Raw genomic sequence first — 17,229 nt, forward strand, 5'->3', positions numbered from 1 at the left:
GGAACAAACCTGACCATTGGGATCGAAAACGGAGCTTCAGAGGTAGTTGATCTATCTTCTTTAGTGGGAACTGATGATCAGACCGCAACCGAAGTGACTTATGACAATACAACATCCGGCCTAACTGCCGTTGATGTACAGGCAGCTATCGATGAAGTTGCTGCAGGAAGCACAGACGATCAGAACATCAGTGGATCAGGATTAGCAGGTAACATCCTGACCATAGGTATAGAAAATGGAACGAACGAAACTGTCGATCTCTCTGCCCTTGTAGGAACCGACGATCAGATCGCCAGTGAAGTAAATATCACTGACGCAGGCGGAAACTTTACTTCTACAGAAGTAGAAGGTGCCCTTGCTGAACTAGCCGCAGGAAGTACAGACGATCAGAACATCAGTGGATCTGGCCTTGCAGGTAACATCCTGACCATAGGTATTGAGAACGGAACCAATGAAACAGTAGATCTCTCTGCCCTTGTTGGTACAGACGATCAGATTGCCAGTGAAGTTAATATCACCGATGCAGGCGGAAACTTTACCTCTACGGAAGTAGAAGGTGCCCTGGCTGAACTGGCCGCAGGAAGTACGGATGATCAGAACATCAGTGGATCCGGCCTTGCAGGTAACATCCTGACCATTGGTATTGAAAATGGAACGAATGAAACAGTAGATCTCTCTGCTCTTGTAGGTACAGATGATCAGAACTTAACGGGTGCCACTCTCAGTGGAGCCAACATACTTCAGATCGATATTGAGAATGGCACATCTACTACTGTTGACCTTTCCTCTTTGGATAATTCAGGAACAGATGATCAAACCGCTGCTGAAGTGACTTATGACAATACAACATCAGGACTTACGGCTGTAGATGTACAGGCTGCTATAGATGAGGTGGCCGCAGGAAGTACGGATGATCAGAATATCAGTGGATCTGGCCTTGCAGGCAACATTCTGACCATAGGTATTGAAAACGGAACTAACGAAACAGTTGATCTCTCTGCCCTTGTAGGTACAGACGATCAGATTGCCAATGAAGTAAACATTACAGATGCTGGTGGAAACTTTACCTCTACGGAAGTAGAAGGCGCCCTGGCTGAACTGGCCGCAGGCAGCACAGACGATCAGAATATTAGTGGATCTGGTCTTGCAGGCAACATTCTGACCATAGGTATTGAAAACGGAACCAACGAAACAGTTGATCTCTCTGCCCTTGTAGGTACAGATGATCAGAACTTAACAGGTGCTTCTTTAAGTGGTGCCAATGTACTTCAGATCGATATTGAGAATGGAACATCAACTACTGTTGACCTTTCTTCTCTGGATGATTCAGGAACAGATGATCAAACCGCTGCTGAAGTGACTTATGACAATACAACCTCCGGACTTACGGCTGTAGATGTGCAGGCTGCTATAGATGAGGTGGCCGCAGGAAGTACGGATGATCAGAATATCAGTGGATCTGGCCTTGCAGGCAACATCCTTACTATTGGAATTGAAAACGGAACCAATGAAACAGTTGATCTCTCTGCCCTTGTAGGAACGGACGATCAGATTGCAAATGAAGTAAACATCACCGATGCAGGCGGAAACTTTACTTCTACAGAAGTGGAAGGAGCCCTGGCAGAACTCGCCGCTGGAAGTTCGGATGATCAGAACTTAACGGGTGCCACTCTCAATGGAGCCAACGTACTTCAGATCGATATTGAGAATGGTACATCTACTACTGTTGACCTTTCCTCTTTGGATAATTCAGGAACAGATGACCAGACCGCCGCTGAGGTGACCTATGACAATACAACTTCCGGACTAACCGCTGTAGACGTTCAAGCCGCTATCGATGAAGTGGCCGCAGGGAGTACAGACGATCAGAATATCTCCGGTTCCGGACTGGCCGGTACTAACCTGACTATTGGTATCGAAAATGGTACTTCTGAGGTAGTTGATCTTTCATCCCTTGTAGGAACAGATGATCAAAATATTAGTGGATCTGGCCTTGCAGGCAACATCCTGACCATAGGTATAGAAAATGGAACCAACGAAACAGTTGATCTCTCTGCCCTTGTAGGTACAGATGACCAGATTGCCAGTGAAATAAATATCACTGACGCAGGCGGAAACTTTACTTCTACAGAAGTGGAAGGAGCCCTGGCAGAACTAGCCGCAGGAAGTTCGGATGATCAGAACTTAACGGGTGCCACTCTCAGTGGAGCCAACGTCCTTCAGATCGATATTGAGAATGGAGCATCAACCACTGTTGACCTTTCCTCTTTGGATGATTCAGGAACAGATGACCAGACTGCCAGTGAAGTAAATATCACCGATGCAGGCGGAAACTTCACCTCCACGGAAGTAGAAGGTGCCCTGGCTGAACTGGCCGCAGGAAGTACAGACGATCAGAATATCTCCGGATCTGGCCTTGCAGGAACCAACCTGACTATCGGTATCGAAAATGGTACTTCTGAAGTAGTCGATCTTTCTTCTCTAGTGGGAACAGATGATCAAAATATTAGTGGATCTGGCCTTGCTGGAAACATTCTGACCATAGGTATTGAGAATGGAACCAACGAAACAGTGGATCTCTCTGCCCTGGTAGGTACAGACGATCAGATCGCCAGCGAAGTAAATATCACAGATGCAGGTGGAAACTTTACTTCTACAGAAGTGGAAGGCGCCCTTGCTGAACTGGCCGCCGGAAGTACAGACGATCAGAACATCAGTGGATCTGGCCTTGCAGGTAACATCCTGACCATAGGTATTGAGAACGGAACCAATGAAACAGTTGATCTCTCTGCCCTTTTAGGAACAGATGATCAAAATATTAGTGGATCCGGCCTTGCAGGAAATATCCTGACTATAGGTATTGAGAATGGAACCAACGAAACAGTCGATCTCTCTGCCCTGGTAGGTACAGACGATCAGATCGCCAGCGAAGTAAACATCACCGATGCAGGTGGAAACTTCACTTCTACAGAAGTAGAAGGCGCCCTTGCTGAACTGGCCGCAGGAAGTACAGACGATCAGAATATCTCCGGATCAGGACTGGCTGGAACCAACCTGACTATCGGTATCGAAAATGGTACATCAGAAGTCATAGACTTGTCCTCCCTTGTGGGAACAGATGATCAGAACTTAACGGGTGCCACCCTTAGTGGAGCCAACATCCTTCAGATCGATATTGAGAATGGTACATCAACCACCGTTGACCTTTCGGCTCTGGATGATTCGGGAACAGATGACCAGACCGCCGCTGAGGTGACCTATGACAATACAACATCCGGACTTACCGCAGTAGATGTGCAGGCAGCTATCGATGAGGTAGCCGCAGCAAGCACAGATGATCAGTATGACGATGAAGTTCCTTTGAGAACTCCGATTGACGTAGATGAAGGGGGCGTAGGTTCCCCTACAAATGAAACCAACGTCCAGGAGGTAATCAATGCAATAGCCCCTATCACCTCAAAAGCTGCCAGGATCTTTTATCCTCCGTCAATTGCAGTGGATGCCTCTACCAATGGCAGCTTCTCAATCGACCTGTATGCCCAGTATACTGCACAATTTGGAACCCCAACTGTGGCCAGTGCAGGAGCGCCTGCAGCAGTACCGACATACGGAGCTACCGAATTGTATTATTACGTTACTTATGCAGATCCAACAGTATTCAACACAGCTACCATGTCAATTGACGCCAATGGTGTCCTTAGTTACGAGATCATAGGTCAGCCCACAGACTACAATTCACTAATTAATGTCGTATTCGTAGTAAAATAACATAACCAATACAATAGGGTGTTGAAGACCATAACCAAAAATAGAGTATTCATCCTCAGCAGTATTTTTATATTGCTGGGGATTCTCGCATCTAACGCCCAGTTTTTATTACAGGCGCCTAATAGCGGGGATGAAACTAATTTTCGGTGGTATGAAGCTTCAGATCCGACCACTGTCTTATCAACAGATTTTTTCTATGAAACCTCAATCCCCGGAATTTATTACGCTACCTACGATGGGACTTTATGTGGGTCTAATGCTACCGGATATTTTATTTTAACAGATTGTGAAGCCCCTGATAATCAAGTTACTCTCGACATATCAGCCAATGTTTCGGGTAGTGCTACGGTTAGCTGGACTCCTGCGGTTAGCGGGGATCAGCTCAGGCCGGTGGTAACTTCAACTCCCACGGTTACAAGATATACTGCAACTCTGACCAAAGTGGGAAATTCAATGGATTTACCATCATTTACCGTAGTTTGTCTGCAACAGGCAGCTACTTTGGTTGACGATTTTATTTCACTTGTGGAGGATACTTCAACCCTGATTCCAATTTATGACAATGACAGCGGTTTACCTTCTACCGGAACACTTACAACAACCGATCCCGCCAATGGTACTCTGGTGATCGATGATAATGGTACTCCTAATGATCCTTCAGACGACATTGTACAATACACGCCGATTATAGACTACAACGGCCCGGATTCATTTACCTATACGGTTTGTAATTCCTTTGGTGACTGTAGTACGGCAACTGTAACTATAGACGTTACACCGTACATTGATACCGAAGACGACGCAGTGGCAACCATTCTTGATACACCAGTGGATATCGACATCTGGACCATGAATGACAATGACCTGCCTGCTACCGGAACGATCTCATCTACCAATCCATCCAATGGTACCCTTACCAGGGATGATAATGGTACTCCAAATGACCCAACGGATGATATATTTACCTATGTTCCAAATCCTGGCTTTTTGGGTGCCGATGATTTTATTTACACCGTTTGTGATATGTCGGGGAATTGTGATTCGGCCACTATCTATGTTTATATCAACGAACCCGACGTGGATCTCGATTCTGATGATGATGGAATTGTTGATGCCTTTGAAGACCTCAATCTAGACGGAGATAATGATCCTTTTACAAATCCGACAGATACTGATGGAGACGGTATTCCGGACTATCTCGATATCGATAGTGATGACGATGGAATTCCGGATAATGTGGAAGCACAAACCACAGATGGGTACATTCCCCCAAGCGGACAGGACGATAACGACAATGGCCTTGATGATGCCTACGAAAATGGAGGCGGTCTTGGTTTAATCCCAATTGATACCGACGGTGACGGCCTGCCGGATTATGTTGATGATGATAGTGATGATGATGGTGTTCCTGATAATATTGAAGCCCATGACCACGACCAAGACGGTATTCCGGATGTTACTTTTATCGGTTCCGATAAGGATAACGACGGACTTGATGACGGGTATGAAGGTAGCTCTTCTATTGATACGGATGTAAACGATGAAATAGATATTCCTTTCAGGGATCTGCCTAATAATGATGGTGATGAAGAATCAGATTACAGGGATACAGATGATGACAATGATCGTATACCTACGGTTGATGAGGACAACAATGGTGACGGGAATTATGCCAATGATGATGCTAATAATAATGGTACTCCTGACTACCTCGAACCTAATGCTATTGAAGCCGATATAGAAGTATTTAATGTAGTCACCCCTAACGGGGATGGCATCCATGATGTACTGGCAATCAGGGGACTGGAAGATTATCCTAATAACACTATCAGAATATACAACAGATGGGGAGTTCAGGTCTACGTAACCAAGGCATATGACACTCAGGGGAACGTCTTTGACGGTACCTCCGAAGGCAGGGTAACCATCGACAAGGAGAATAAACTCCCTGTGGGAACCTATTTCTACATCCTCGATTTTGAGGATAATACCGGGGCAATGAAATCATTGACCGGCTATATCTACCTTAACCGATAAACCATGAGACCTTCACTTACCTACATAAAATTCATTAGTACTCTGCAAAAGGGGGTATTACTTTTTCTGCTATGCACACTCACCAACCTAAGTGCCCAACAGGATGCGCAATACACCCAGTATATGTACAATACTGTTAGTGTTAACCCCGGTTATGCTGGTTCCAGAGGCCAATTGAGTGTTGCAGCCCTGTATCGGGCACAATGGGTAGGACTTGAAGGTGCTCCCAAAACACAAACCTTCAATTTTCATACTCCTGTTGGATATCGTGGCGTAGGTATGGGATTGTCAATTGTCAATGATCAGATAGGCCCCACTTCGGAAACCTACTTTGATCTTGACTTTTCATATACCATTCAACTGGCCGCAGAAAAAAGGCTGAGTTTCGGACTTAAAGGAAGTGTGCATTTGCTCGATATCCGTTTTTCAGAATTGAATCAGGATTACACCAATCCGGGCGGACCAGATCCCACCTTGCAGCAGGATATCCAGAACAAACTTTCTCCCAATATAGGAGCCGGAGTCTATTACCATACCGATAAATACTATCTGGGGTTATCGGCTCCACGCTTTCTGGAGACCTCTCATTTTGACGAATCTTCCCTTTCTACTGCTGCAGAACAGATAAATTTATACCTAATTACCGGCTACGTTTTCCAAATGAATCCGCTCTGGAAATTTAAACCAACAATCCTGGCCAAGGTCGTTCAAGGTGCCCCACTGCAGGTAGACGGTTCTGTAAATTTTATGTATAATGATAAATTCATTATGGGTGCAGCATATCGATGGGATGCTGCGGTTAGTGCTATGGCCGGTTTTCAATTGTCCCCGGAATTCCTCATCGGTATTGCCTATGACAGAGAAATTACCGAACTGGGCACAGCCCGCTTTAATGACGGTTCCTTTGAAGTGATTCTCAGGTACGACTTTATTAAAGTAAAAGATAACCTGAAATCTCCCCGATTCTTCTAAAGTATTTTGGCCTCGGTTCTGCTATAAGATTTAAGATACACTTAACCAATTAACCAGGGGAAAGGTGTTATTTTTACGCAGTGGAAGAAGAAAGAGTAATCCTGGTTAACCAGAAAGATGAAGAGATTGGGACCATGCCAAAGATGGAAGCCCATGAAAAAGCCGTCCTGCACAGGGCGTTTTCTGTTTTTGTCATGAATTCAAAAGGGGAGACCATGCTGCAGCAAAGGGCGGCAAAAAAGTATCACTCTCCTTTACTCTGGACCAATACCTGCTGTAGTCACCAGCGATTGGGCGAAACTAATCTGCAGGCAGGTAAAAGACGACTTCAGGAAGAAATGGGTTTCCAAACCGAACTCAAAGAACTATTTAGCTTTATCTATAAGGCCCCCTTCGACAACGGACTTACCGAACACGAGCTCGACCACGTAATGGTGGGTTACTACGAGGGGGATCCAGAGATCAATCCCGAAGAAGTTGAAGCCTGGAAATGGATGACGCCAGATGCTATCCGCAACGATATACAGGCCTCGCCGGAATCCTACACCGCCTGGTTTAAAATTATCTTTGAGAGATTTTATGACCATCTTATTAAAAATACCCTTCAGAAATGAAAGTAAAAGTAAGTCGGAAAGCACATTTCAATGCTGCTCACAGATTATACAGGCCACAATGGACTGATGACAGAAATAACGAAGTTTTCGGGAAATGTAATAATCCTAATTTTCATGGTCACAACTACGAACTTATCGTTAGTGTAACAGGGGAGATCGATCCTGTAACGGGATTTGTGATTGATGTAAAGATCCTGAAAGACCTGATCAAGGCTGAAGTAGAAGATGCCTTCGACCATAAAAATCTGAATCTGGAGGTGCCAGAGTTTAAAGAACTCAATCCTACAGCAGAGAATATAGCTGTTGTCATATGGAACAAACTCAGGCCGCACATCAAAGATTCTGATACTCTTGAAGTAGTTCTATACGAAACTCCAAGGAATTTTGTAACATACACAGGCGAGTAAATGGGCCTTGAAGTTGGTAAAATTATCCCTGAGTTTTCCCTGAAAGATCAGCATGGAAAGACCTTTAACAGCAATGACTATATAGGAAAGAAACCCCTGGTGATATTTTTCTATCCAAAGGATTACACCCCCGGATGTACCAAAGAAGCCTGTTCATTCAGAGACAGTTATGAGGAATTTACCGACAGGGGAGCGGAAGTAATCGGGATCAGTGCCGATTCTGAATCTTCCCATCGTAAATTTGCCGCAACCTATAAACTACCTTTTATACTTCTTGCAGATACAAAGAACAAAGTTCGCCGACTTTTTAAGGTAGAAAAGGCAATGTTCAATCTGCTGCCAGGTAGGGAAACTTACGTTGTAGACAAAGAAGGACGTGTCATAATGTCCTTTAACAACATAGGTGCCTCCGGGCATATGAAGAAGGCGTTAAAAGCATTAAAATCGATCGCATGACAAAGATATATCCCTTAAAATTTCAACCCATCTTAAAGGAAAGATTATGGGGTGGAACTAAACTCTCAGAACAGCTCAACAAACCAAGTAGAAGTGATATTACAGGTGAAAGCTGGGAACTTTCAGGAGTACAGGGCGATGTCTCTGAAGTGGCTAATGGAGAATACAAAGGAAGCTCCCTCAACGCCCTGATTGAGCACTGGGGTCCCGATTTACTCGGAAAATCAGTTATTGAACGTTTTGGAAAGGAATTTCCTATTCTGATCAAGTTTATAGATGCAAAACAGGATCTGTCCATCCAATTACATCCCCACGATGAACTGGCCAAATCAAGACACAATTCTTTTGGCAAGACCGAGATGTGGTATGTCATGGACGCCGATAAGGACGCCAACCTGATCGTTGGCTTTAATCAGCCCATGACCAGGGAAAAATATGTTGAAAGTCTTGAGAAAAAGACCCTCCTGGAGTATATGAATTATGAAAAGGTTACAGCAGGGGATACTTTTTTCATCAATACAGGGAAGATCCATGCCATTGGAGCCGGGGTGCTTCTGGCTGAAATTCAGCAAACTTCGGATATTACCTATAGGGTGTACGACTTCGACCGCCGGGATAAGGAGGGAAATCTGAGGGAATTACATACTGATCTCGCCCTGGATGCCATAGATTTTGAGCAAAAGAGTGATTTTAAGGTGAGTTACGACAGAGCTATCGATAAGGTAAATCCCATGGTGTCCTGTCCTTACTTCAAAACCAATTTCCTTCAGCTTACAACAGATATGAAACAGGAGGTCGGCAGCAGGGATTCCTTTACCATTTACATGTGCGTGGAAGGGAAAGCGGAGATTTCTAACGAGGCAGGATCAGTTACTATCAAAAGAGGTGAGACAATTCTTCTTCCTGCGAACTCCGAAACCATCCAAATACAGACTTCCGGGTGTAAACTTCTGGAGGTGACCCTTTAAAAGAAAAGGAGCTTTTTTGTTGAAGGACGCGCTCTAAAGGTTATTTTTGCATAAAATAATTTCAAATGGCAAATATTCGCGATTTAAAGAAAGACATCAACTACGTCCTTGGAGATATCATAGAAGCAGTTTATATCCTGGAGGAATCGAACAATAGTACCGGTTCCAAAGAAGGGAGCGAGATCATTGACAAGGCAATAGCTACATTTGATGACCTGATCGCTAAAGTAAACCAGAAAGATGTGGAGAACAGGAAAGCACATCTGAAAGCGGTACGTCAGGAATTGGAAAAGGAAGCAACCGATCTTGTCAAGAAACTTAATAAACTGGGATAAGGGAGCTTATTCTGTTTTCCTGCTTTCCAGGTGAGATTTTAATGCCTTTCCGTATTTGCCCTGAGCCACTTCCGGACTAAGGGAGATATACAATGAATCCAAATACTTTACATTGGCATCGGCAACTTCCGATAGTGCAATAAAAGGAGCAATGTGAGAATTTGAATTGCTCATTGCATAATTGATAGCGTACAGATAACTACGCTTTAAATTCCTTTCATTAGCTTTTTGAAGTGAATCCAGGGCTACGGGATCATTAAAAAAAGTGGAGTCGCTGGCAGCCTGCATCTGTCCCAGACTTTCAGCGTTAAACCGACTCATAACTTCCTGGTATTCCTCTAACTTCTTCTGGGTTTCTGAGCCCTCAATCACAGCTTTGGAATCAAAAGCGTTCCAAATAGTATTAATTGTGATTTTTCCGGGTTCTCCAAAAAAGGTGATCCTGTCGTTGATATCGTTATTATCAGCTTTTTGGAGATAGAGATAATAAATCTCCGGACTCTCCAGGGTAGTTTCAAAAGTAAAGTCGCCATTCCCCCTCATTTCCAGGGAATCAAGGGTTGCTAACACGGAATCTTCCACTTTTTGGAGGTAGAGCGTACCTTTCTTGAGCCCTTTTACCGTGCCAGAAACTTCCATCTTATTCGCATGGGGACTACCGCAGGAAATTATTAGAAGTCCCAAAATCAGGAAAAAGTAGAGGTATTTCATGCCTTTTTATTTTGGTGCTAATATCCGCAATCTTTATGGAAATCTAAACTTTGGAAGCAACTTCCATCAACAGGCCGCAAATATAGGCGCCGGCAGTACCTACTACATATCCAAGTACGGCCAGAAGAATCCCTACAGAGGTAAGAGAAGGATGAAATTCTGCTGCAACCACCGGGGCAGAAGCGGCTCCCCCAACATTGGCCTGACTCCCAACGGCAAGGAAGAAAAAAGGTGCTTTGATGAGTTTTGCAACCAGGATCAGCAAGCCGGCATGTATAGAGATCCAAATAAGGCCTATAAGTATAAGGCCGGGATTTTCAAGTACTTTGCCAAGGTCCATTTTCATTCCTATGGTAGCGACCAGAATATAAATAAACAGGCCGCCTATTTTACTGGCGCCGGCTCCTTCATAAAGTTTAGCTTTGGTAAAAGACAACAGAATACCCACGGTGGTAGCGAAAACAACCATCCAAAGGAACTCCGACCCCAGTGATGAGAGGGCTTTTTCTTTATTGCGGATAATCTCAAAGTTAGATTGAAGAAAATCTGTAAAATGAAACCCCAGAAAATGAGCAATTCCCACACCCGTAAAGGCCAGACTGGTGAGAATTATATAGTCTTTTAATGTTGGAATTCTTGCAATTTTAGCGGTGTATGCCGTCACCTTGGCTCTGAGATTATCTATAGAGCTCGTATCTGCTTTTAACCATCGGTCTATGCGTTCAGTTTTGCCTACTCCCAACAGGATTATAGCCATCCAGATATTTGCTACCACGATATCGATAAGGATCATCCCTCCGAAATTAGCCGGGTTAAACTGAAAGACTTCCAGCATGGCAGCCTGGTTGGCACCACCGCCAATCCAGCTTCCCGCAATCGTTGCCAGACCACGCCATACGGCATCAAAACCTGCTCCACCCACAGTTTCCGGGGAGAAGATGGAGACGATAAGAATAGCAATCGGCCCGCCTATCACTATACCAATTGTCCCGGTAAAAAACATGATCAGTGCCTTCGAACCCAGATTCATAATGGCTTTGAGATCTATACTGAGGGTCATAAGTATCAGAGCGGCCGGAAGCAAGTACCGGCTTGCAATATAATACAGGTTGGAAGACTCTTCCGAAATCAGTCCGAAGCTTGTCAAAACTGCCGGCAGCATATAACACATCAACAGGGTGGGTACCACTCTGTAAAATTTATACCAAAAACCGGATTTGAATGATGAAGTGTAAAAAACAAATCCCAGGCAAAGGCAAAGCAGGCCCAGGATAACGGTATCATCGGTAAAGGGTAGTTGATTCATTAGTGGTTTGCTAGACGTTTTGCAGCCAAATATAGTTAAATTACCAAAGGCAGCTCAACTACAACAAACCTCACCTATATATTTAACCAATAGGTTAACTTGAGATTAATGGACCTCAATTTTGGCATAAAAGAATTGACAAAATAGTTGTCGTTGTATACAAGGAAAAGGTCTGATAGTGGAGCAAAACGCCATTGTAATCTCGAATTGATACCCAGATTATCACGCTGGTTGCTGTACTGAATTAAGGTCGACCAGAAGATCGATTTGCTAAAGGTAAGATCAAACCTTGGACTTATCAGCCAGATATTCGCACTACCGTAAGGTTCCGGTAACTGTATCTGGTCATATCGAAAATTCATGGAGACGATCGCTTTTGGCTGCAATCGAAGATTCAACCCTCCTTCCAACGAAAAACGATCCCCATTGAAAAACCGTCCGATGGTAGGTTCTATTGAATATGAAAGAATACGTCGCCTGTCTGATCGGTATCGAAAATTGACAGAATTGTAGTAGTAACCCTGCTCGCCTGGCAGCGCCAAGGCGTCATCACTTCGGGTTGGGTCAAATTCGTCTAATAAATAAGTATACTGATGCGAAAATGATGCTTGTACTTCAGATAAATCGTTAAACCTTACCTCCCAGTCAAGCCGGGTAGTATAATCTGTGTTCTGAAAATCTCGGGTCGGACTCCAGATAAAATTCGGAAAGAATCTTATACTGTGGGTTTGAATAATACCCTCCTTAGGCCAGAAGATCCTTCGCATGCTTAATATACTCTTGAAAATATCAGTGCGACGAATAAAGCCGAGATCAGATTGATAATCTTCCCCAACAAAAACAGCTTTACTAAAAAAGTTCCAGAAGCGGGAGTTATATTCCAACTGCATTCCTGAGGAAAAATCTTCATCTCTCCCCTCCGGCTCAAAGGATTTGTGGAGAAATAATCTTCCGCTCCATAAATTATCTTCTGATATCAGGTTGTAGTCAACTCCCACAACCCGGTTAAACCGATCTTCTTCGGCCAGAAAGTCGTAGTCTTTTGTAGCCTGACGATTAATAAAGAATAAGCCAATGTTAGAACGTGAGAATACCTGCTGCTGAATTGCCAGCATCATATTATTGTTCGAGGCAATTTCGTTGGACTCATCAGCCTCAGTTTGAAGGTTGAGGAAACCAATTCGCAGTCGTTTGTTCAATTTACCGCTGAGCCGTACCCCCCCTATGATGCTATTTTCAATGGTGTTATCAGCTGTGTCCCGGGCAATACCAATACGTCTGGAAAAAAAGGGGTTGCTATCCCGGGAGTCACCAAAGTCTGCAAAGAGGTCAATGTTGTCGATAAAAAATTGTCGTCTTTCGGGAAGGCCTATTTCAAAACGCGTCAGGTTGGTTATCTGATTATCTACCTCTACCTGAGAAAAATCGGGATTAATCGTGACATCGAGATTCAGGCTATTCCCTATGGATACCTTGGCATCACCACCAACTTTAAAATTATTTATAGAGGATTGGTTTTCAAAATCCCGGGCATTCAGGTAGTTGATGTATGGGATTATGGCAAAAGGTGTTCTGGATTTACCCAGGGGTTTTTCAAAAATCATATCCCCCATAAAGGTAAGACCGAAGATGTTCTGATTCTGTGGAATGCGCACCCAGGTACTATTTTCATTGCTCTGGGTGTCAAATCGATAGCTATTAAAACGCCATTTTCTTTCCCCTTCTCGGAATTTAAATGAGGTTAGGGGAATAACCATTTCCGAGGTGTAATAATTATCGTAGATTTTAGATTCTCCCTTCCACTTAACATCCCAGGAAATGGTAAAACCTCTCAGATCAAGACCACCTCCTGAAACCAGCCCTTCGCGCCTAACCCCATAAGGATTTGTCCCAAACAGAAAGGCATTGTTTCCGTCATTGAAGGTGTCAAAAAGCAAGGTTATATTGTCGCTGTTTCCGGCCCTGAAATCACGTTTCAGGGACTCTATGGCATAGTCTTTACCTTTGGTGTATACCTTAATCCCTATGTAAAGATTCTTATCATCGTAGAGCATTTTTATATCGGTTTGCTCTCTGGCAAGGATGGAATCTACAGGAAAGTATTCCCAAAAATCTTTTGCGCTGTCCGCTTCACTCCAGATAGGTTCGTCAAGGATACCATCAAGTTTGATAAAATCATTTATATATTTTACCTGAAACGACTTTTGTTTGTTGCTGAAATCATTCTGCGACTGACTCGTCAGGATACCTAACAACAAAAAGGAGGCCATGAAGACCTTCCTAATATTTATGCCCGTTGTGTTTAACATTCTGGCAAATTTAACAGTTTTAAGCGTTAAAGAAATCCCAAAATTAAATGTACAATATCTGGCGGGTTATCTCGGGGTAAGAGAAAAATGTTTCTGGGGATTTTTATATTCTGAGCAAGTCGTTTATTTTGAGGCTTCAGAAAGCAAGATTTAACACTGCCTTTAATTCCCATTCTCTATTTTTACAAAAAATGTTTACATGAAGAAATTATTACTTGTCTTAATTGTATTTGCACATTTTTCATACGCTCATCCTCCTGTCTGGGGTAAGACAGGCCATAGAGTGGTGGGGGAGGTAGCCGAAAAACACCTCAGCAGGAAAGCGAGGAAGCAGGTGCAAATGATTCTTAATGGCCGCTCTCTGGCGGCAGTATCCAACTTTGCAGACGATATCAAATCAGACAGCTTGTACCGAAAATACTATCCCTGGCACTATGTGAATTATGCGGCCGGAAAATCGTATGGCGACGATGCTGTAAGTGAGGAAGGAGATATCGTCATGGCTATACAGACTTGTATTGAAAAGCTAAAAAATAAACTAACCCCAAAAGCAGAAAGGACATTTTTCCTTAAGATGCTGGTCCATTTTGTAGGGGATCTTCATCAACCTCTACATGCGGGATGGGCTGAAAACCGGGGAGGAAATGATATTAAAGTGGAGTGGTTTGGAAATGAGAGTAATCTGCATAGGGTGTGGGACTCGGATTTGATCGACAATTTTGGTATGAGCTACACCGAACTAGCCGACAACTTGCTGGATCTTTCAAAAAAACAGCGAAAAATGATGCAGGAAGGTGATGTTTTTACCTGGGTAGAGGAATCGCATAAGTTGGCCAATGCTATATATGCCACCGTTGAATCGGGTGATAGCCTGGGCTACAGATATAACTATTTGTATTGGGCAACCGTGGAAGAACAATTACTAAAAGGAGGAGTAAGACTTGCAGCGGTCTTAAACGAACTCTTCGACTAGCGTTTTGTTATTTTATTTCCGGAAATGTTACGCTGACGACTACTCTTAAATCTATTAGTATCATCAGAGCGGAGTTTGGCATGTTTGGTGGATCGTCCTTGTACCCGTTTCCTCCACATCCTGAAACTACTAGGCTTCATTTCCCGTCTCATGATCTCAATGGTATCCTGTTCGGATATCCCAAATTGAAATTCTATCGCTTCAAAGGGGGTACGGTCTTCCCAGGCCATTTCTATTATACGGTCTAGCTCTCTTACTGTAAAATCTTTTTTCATAGCCCGGCAAAGATAAGGGGAAATTCTGATCTTATTTTATTACCCTGAAGGTGAGGTTGATACGTTCGCTGATATCCCTGCTGGTTTTTGGAAGCTGATGAAGCCAGTGATGTTGAGTTCTTCCTTTCATAATAAGGAGGCTGCCGTTTTCGAGAATCATTTTATGCTTCAATTCTGGCTTGTCCTTGTGTTTTAAGTGAAATACACGTTCTTCTCCAAGTGAAACAGAAGCAATCACCGGGTTCCTTCCCAGGGAGGGTTCGTTATCGGCATGCCAGCCATTACTGTCTTTCCCATTGCGGTATAGATTAAGCAGGCAGCTGGTGAACCTGGTCGGAGGAATCAGTTGTTCAATCTGGGCTTTTAATTCCTTTAGTTCCTGTGTAAATTCCAAAGGATGCATGGTGATGTTGGAATAAGAATAAGGCTGGCCGTTGTTGCCGTAAAGAGCAGTTAACCTGGGTTGAGGATAGGTCTTTCCAAAAACACGGATGTCATCCTGCTGCCATTTTACAGTTGCACCTAAGCTTTCCATAAGTTGAAGAGCATGATCTTTGGAGAGGAAATTGCGGAAGTAGACAATATCACTCTGGGGCAGGTCTATTTTAAGAGGACTTCTCTTCTTCACCTTTTAGGTCATGATTTTTTTCAACTGATTCCTGTATTCTGAGGGATTTTGTCCTGTAAATGCCTTAAAAGACTTATTGAAGTGGGAAAAGTTATTAAAGCCACTCTCAAAACATACTTCAGTGATACTCATAGGTTGTTCTGCCAGCAATTTGGAGGCATGTACGAGTCGGCATTCATTGACAAACTGCACAAAGGTCTTATTGGTGATTTTCTTGAAATACCTGCAAAAGGAAGGTACTGTCATGCTTACCAAGTCTGCTATTTCATCCAGGGAAATATCCTCCTTGAAATTTTGCTTCACATGGTTAAATACTACATTGATCCTGTCATTGTCCTTTACCTCAGTTTTAAGGGAAAATCCGGCTGCATTCAGCACTTTGTAATCCTGTGACCCTCCAAGTTCATTGAGGATATTAAGAATGGATAGCAGCCTTTGGAAATCGGTTTGATATTCCAGTACTTCCATCTTCTCCCCAATTTTTCGTTTGGTTTTACCTGAAAATGCTATCCCCCCAGCCGCAAGGTCGAAAAGTGACTGGATCTTCTTCATTTCCGGGATATTGAAAAAGTCATTTCCCAGGAAATCCTGTTTCATCTGGATAACCGTTTCTTTTTTGTTACCGGTGAGTTTATCGGTTAGGCCACAATGCGGAAGATTGCTTCCAATCAGTATGAGATCTCCATTGGTATAATATGAGACATGACTTCCAATCTGCCGCTTTCCTGCCCCGCCGTTCACGTAGACCAGTTCTATCTCGGGGTGGTAGTGCCAGACGTTATTCTTGTTCAGCCTGTCTTCGTCAAATTTTTGGTAAGTAAAGGAATTACCAAAATTGGGTTCTATGGCTTCAAAAGTAGGTTTCTGCTTTATCATAGTCATCTATATACGAACAAAGTTAGGTCCGTGGTCTTGCAAAAGACTATGCAAAATTAACTTAAATATGTGTAATATTACCATTTAACGATTTATTAACGATAACAAGGGTTAAAATAGAACACATAATGGAAAAATGTGCTGTAGTGAGCGGAATATTCCTGGGGTAAGTTTGCAGTGAGATTAATTAGTAAACTAAAAAAAGAAATTATGAAAACATTAAAAAGTATTTCCGCAATTGCCTTGTTATTGGCAACGTCCAGTACCTATGCTAACAATTTTTCTCCTGCTACATCAGCTGAGCGAAATGGCGTAGTCATATCCTCTTTAGAAAAGAGCGAACCTTATTTCAGAAAAGCAGGCGACAAATTATACCTGAACTTTTTCAACAAGGAAATGAGTGATATCCAGATAAGGGTAGTAGATAGTGAAAACAGGATCGTTTACAGTGAAACCTTAAAATCCAGGTTGGTTGTTGAAAAAGCATTCAACTTTGAAAAGGCTGAAAAAGACAGCTATAAGGTGGTTCTTAAAGATGGGAAAGATACGTATGCTGAGTATTACGTAGTGAAGTAAGTTTAGTTTAATTCAGCG

At 43.2% G+C, this 17,229-nt stretch carries 16 protein-coding genes; 10 read left to right on the plus strand and 6 right to left on the minus strand.

Annotated elements, in window-relative coordinates; translation table 11 throughout:
• The 8 genes from ACA086_RS06175 to ACA086_RS06210 form a co-directional block, all read left to right on the plus strand.
• Nucleotides 1-3,768: beta strand repeat-containing protein (locus ACA086_RS06175; protein ID WP_371002479.1), on the plus strand; the 3,768-nt coding region annotated here is incomplete at its 5' end.
• A 21-nt stretch (nucleotides 3,769-3,789) separates the two neighbouring features.
• Nucleotides 3,790-5,805, plus strand: coding sequence for a gliding motility-associated C-terminal domain-containing protein (locus ACA086_RS06180; protein ID WP_371002721.1), 2,016 nt, complete (start codon nucleotides 3,790-3,792; stop codon nucleotides 5,803-5,805).
• A 3-nt stretch (nucleotides 5,806-5,808) separates the two neighbouring features.
• Entirely contained in the window at nucleotides 5,809-6,777 is a 969-nt protein-coding gene (locus ACA086_RS06185; protein WP_371002481.1) for a type IX secretion system membrane protein PorP/SprF, read from the plus strand.
• 80 nt (nucleotides 6,778-6,857) lie between these two features.
• Nucleotides 6,858-7,391, plus strand: coding sequence for an isopentenyl-diphosphate Delta-isomerase (gene idi / locus ACA086_RS06190; protein WP_371002483.1), 534 nt, complete (start codon nucleotides 6,858-6,860; stop codon nucleotides 7,389-7,391).
• On the plus strand, nucleotides 7,388-7,798 hold the full coding sequence (locus ACA086_RS06195; RefSeq protein WP_371002484.1) for a 6-pyruvoyl tetrahydropterin synthase family protein: 411 nt from the start codon (nucleotides 7,388-7,390) through the stop codon (nucleotides 7,796-7,798). Before idi ends, ACA086_RS06195 begins: the two co-directional genes overlap by 4 nt.
• Complete coding sequence (locus tag ACA086_RS06200) at nucleotides 7,799-8,254, plus strand: peroxiredoxin (protein WP_371002485.1); 456 nt, start codon at nucleotides 7,799-7,801, stop codon at nucleotides 8,252-8,254. It begins immediately after the preceding gene.
• Nucleotides 8,255-8,259: 5 nt separating this feature from the next.
• Nucleotides 8,260-9,222: a type I phosphomannose isomerase catalytic subunit gene (locus ACA086_RS06205; RefSeq protein WP_371002722.1), complete on the plus strand. Its 963-nt coding sequence runs from the start codon at nucleotides 8,260-8,262 to the stop codon at nucleotides 9,220-9,222.
• Nucleotides 9,223-9,287: 65 nt separating this feature from the next.
• The gene (locus ACA086_RS06210) at nucleotides 9,288-9,557 is read left to right on the plus strand and encodes a hypothetical protein (RefSeq protein ID WP_371002486.1); all 270 of its coding nucleotides are present in this window, start codon (nucleotides 9,288-9,290) and stop codon (nucleotides 9,555-9,557) included.
• Between the two features lie 6 nt (nucleotides 9,558-9,563).
• Here ACA086_RS06210 and ACA086_RS06215 read toward each other — a convergent pair whose 3' ends face one another.
• The 3 genes from ACA086_RS06215 to ACA086_RS06225 form a co-directional block, all read right to left on the minus strand.
• Nucleotides 9,564-10,268, minus strand: a complete 705-nt coding sequence (locus ACA086_RS06215) for a DUF4369 domain-containing protein (protein ID WP_371002487.1) — start codon at nucleotides 10,266-10,268, stop codon at nucleotides 9,564-9,566.
• A gap of 43 nt (nucleotides 10,269-10,311) precedes the next feature.
• Entirely contained in the window at nucleotides 10,312-11,574 is a 1,263-nt protein-coding gene (locus tag ACA086_RS06220; protein ID WP_371002488.1) for a DUF819 domain-containing protein, read from the minus strand.
• 74 nt (nucleotides 11,575-11,648) lie between these two features.
• Nucleotides 11,649-13,883, minus strand: a complete 2,235-nt coding sequence (locus ACA086_RS06225; protein WP_371002489.1) for a DUF5916 domain-containing protein — start codon at nucleotides 13,881-13,883, stop codon at nucleotides 11,649-11,651.
• A gap of 199 nt (nucleotides 13,884-14,082) precedes the next feature.
• Between ACA086_RS06225 and ACA086_RS06230 the strand changes: the two genes are divergently transcribed.
• Entirely contained in the window at nucleotides 14,083-14,856 is a 774-nt protein-coding gene (locus tag ACA086_RS06230; RefSeq protein ID WP_371002490.1) for a S1/P1 nuclease, read from the plus strand.
• Here ACA086_RS06230 and ACA086_RS06235 read toward each other — a convergent pair.
• From ACA086_RS06235 to ACA086_RS06245, 3 genes are read right to left on the minus strand one after another with little or no spacing between them, the layout of a single operon-like run.
• Nucleotides 14,853-15,131 carry a TIGR03643 family protein gene (locus tag ACA086_RS06235; RefSeq protein ID WP_371002491.1) on the minus strand — a complete coding sequence of 93 codons (279 nt, stop codon included), beginning with the start codon at nucleotides 15,129-15,131 and terminating at the stop codon, nucleotides 14,853-14,855. The genes ACA086_RS06230 and ACA086_RS06235 overlap by 4 nt on opposite strands.
• Before the next feature lie 31 nt (nucleotides 15,132-15,162).
• Nucleotides 15,163-15,759 (minus strand): alpha-ketoglutarate-dependent dioxygenase AlkB, encoded by a 597-nt coding sequence (locus ACA086_RS06240; protein ID WP_371002492.1) that lies wholly within the window; start codon nucleotides 15,757-15,759, stop codon nucleotides 15,163-15,165.
• Between the two features lie 3 nt (nucleotides 15,760-15,762).
• Nucleotides 15,763-16,635, minus strand: coding sequence for an AraC family transcriptional regulator (locus ACA086_RS06245; protein ID WP_371002493.1), 873 nt, complete (start codon nucleotides 16,633-16,635; stop codon nucleotides 15,763-15,765).
• A 210-nt stretch (nucleotides 16,636-16,845) separates the two neighbouring features.
• Here ACA086_RS06245 and ACA086_RS06250 point away from each other — a divergent pair, with 210 nt between their 5' ends.
• Entirely contained in the window at nucleotides 16,846-17,211 is a 366-nt protein-coding gene (locus ACA086_RS06250) for a hypothetical protein (protein WP_371002494.1), read from the plus strand.
• Nucleotides 17,212-17,229 lie beyond the last annotated feature (18 nt).

This window comes from Muriicola sp. E247 (genome assembly GCF_041358175.1).
Lineage (GTDB): Bacteria > Bacteroidota > Bacteroidia > Flavobacteriales > Flavobacteriaceae > Muriicola.

What these genes read in the sequence shown, in the direction of transcription:
- ACA086_RS06195 (WP_371002484.1), top strand. Translation starts at nt 7,388, where the DNA reads ATGAAAGTAAAAGTAAGTCGGAAAGCACATTTCAATGCTGCTCACAGA.
- ACA086_RS06185 (WP_371002481.1), top strand. Translation starts at nt 5,809, where the DNA reads ATGAGACCTTCACTTACCTACATAAAATTCATTAGTACTCTGCAAAAG.
- ACA086_RS06220 (WP_371002488.1), bottom strand. Translation starts at nt 11,574, where the DNA reads ATGAATCAACTACCCTTTACCGATGATACCGTTATCCTGGGCCTGCTT.
- ACA086_RS06210 (WP_371002486.1), top strand. Translation starts at nt 9,288, where the DNA reads ATGGCAAATATTCGCGATTTAAAGAAAGACATCAACTACGTCCTTGGA.
- ACA086_RS06245 (WP_371002493.1), bottom strand. Translation starts at nt 16,635, where the DNA reads ATGATAAAGCAGAAACCTACTTTTGAAGCCATAGAACCCAATTTTGGT.
- ACA086_RS06225 (WP_371002489.1), bottom strand. Translation starts at nt 13,883, where the DNA reads ATGTTAAACACAACGGGCATAAATATTAGGAAGGTCTTCATGGCCTCC.
- ACA086_RS06200 (WP_371002485.1), top strand. Translation starts at nt 7,799, where the DNA reads ATGGGCCTTGAAGTTGGTAAAATTATCCCTGAGTTTTCCCTGAAAGAT.
- ACA086_RS06215 (WP_371002487.1), bottom strand. Translation starts at nt 10,268, where the DNA reads ATGAAATACCTCTACTTTTTCCTGATTTTGGGACTTCTAATAATTTCC.
- ACA086_RS06235 (WP_371002491.1), bottom strand. Translation starts at nt 15,131, where the DNA reads ATGAAAAAAGATTTTACAGTAAGAGAGCTAGACCGTATAATAGAAATG.
- ACA086_RS06230 (WP_371002490.1), top strand. Translation starts at nt 14,083, where the DNA reads ATGAAGAAATTATTACTTGTCTTAATTGTATTTGCACATTTTTCATAC.
- ACA086_RS06250 (WP_371002494.1), top strand. Translation starts at nt 16,846, where the DNA reads ATGAAAACATTAAAAAGTATTTCCGCAATTGCCTTGTTATTGGCAACG.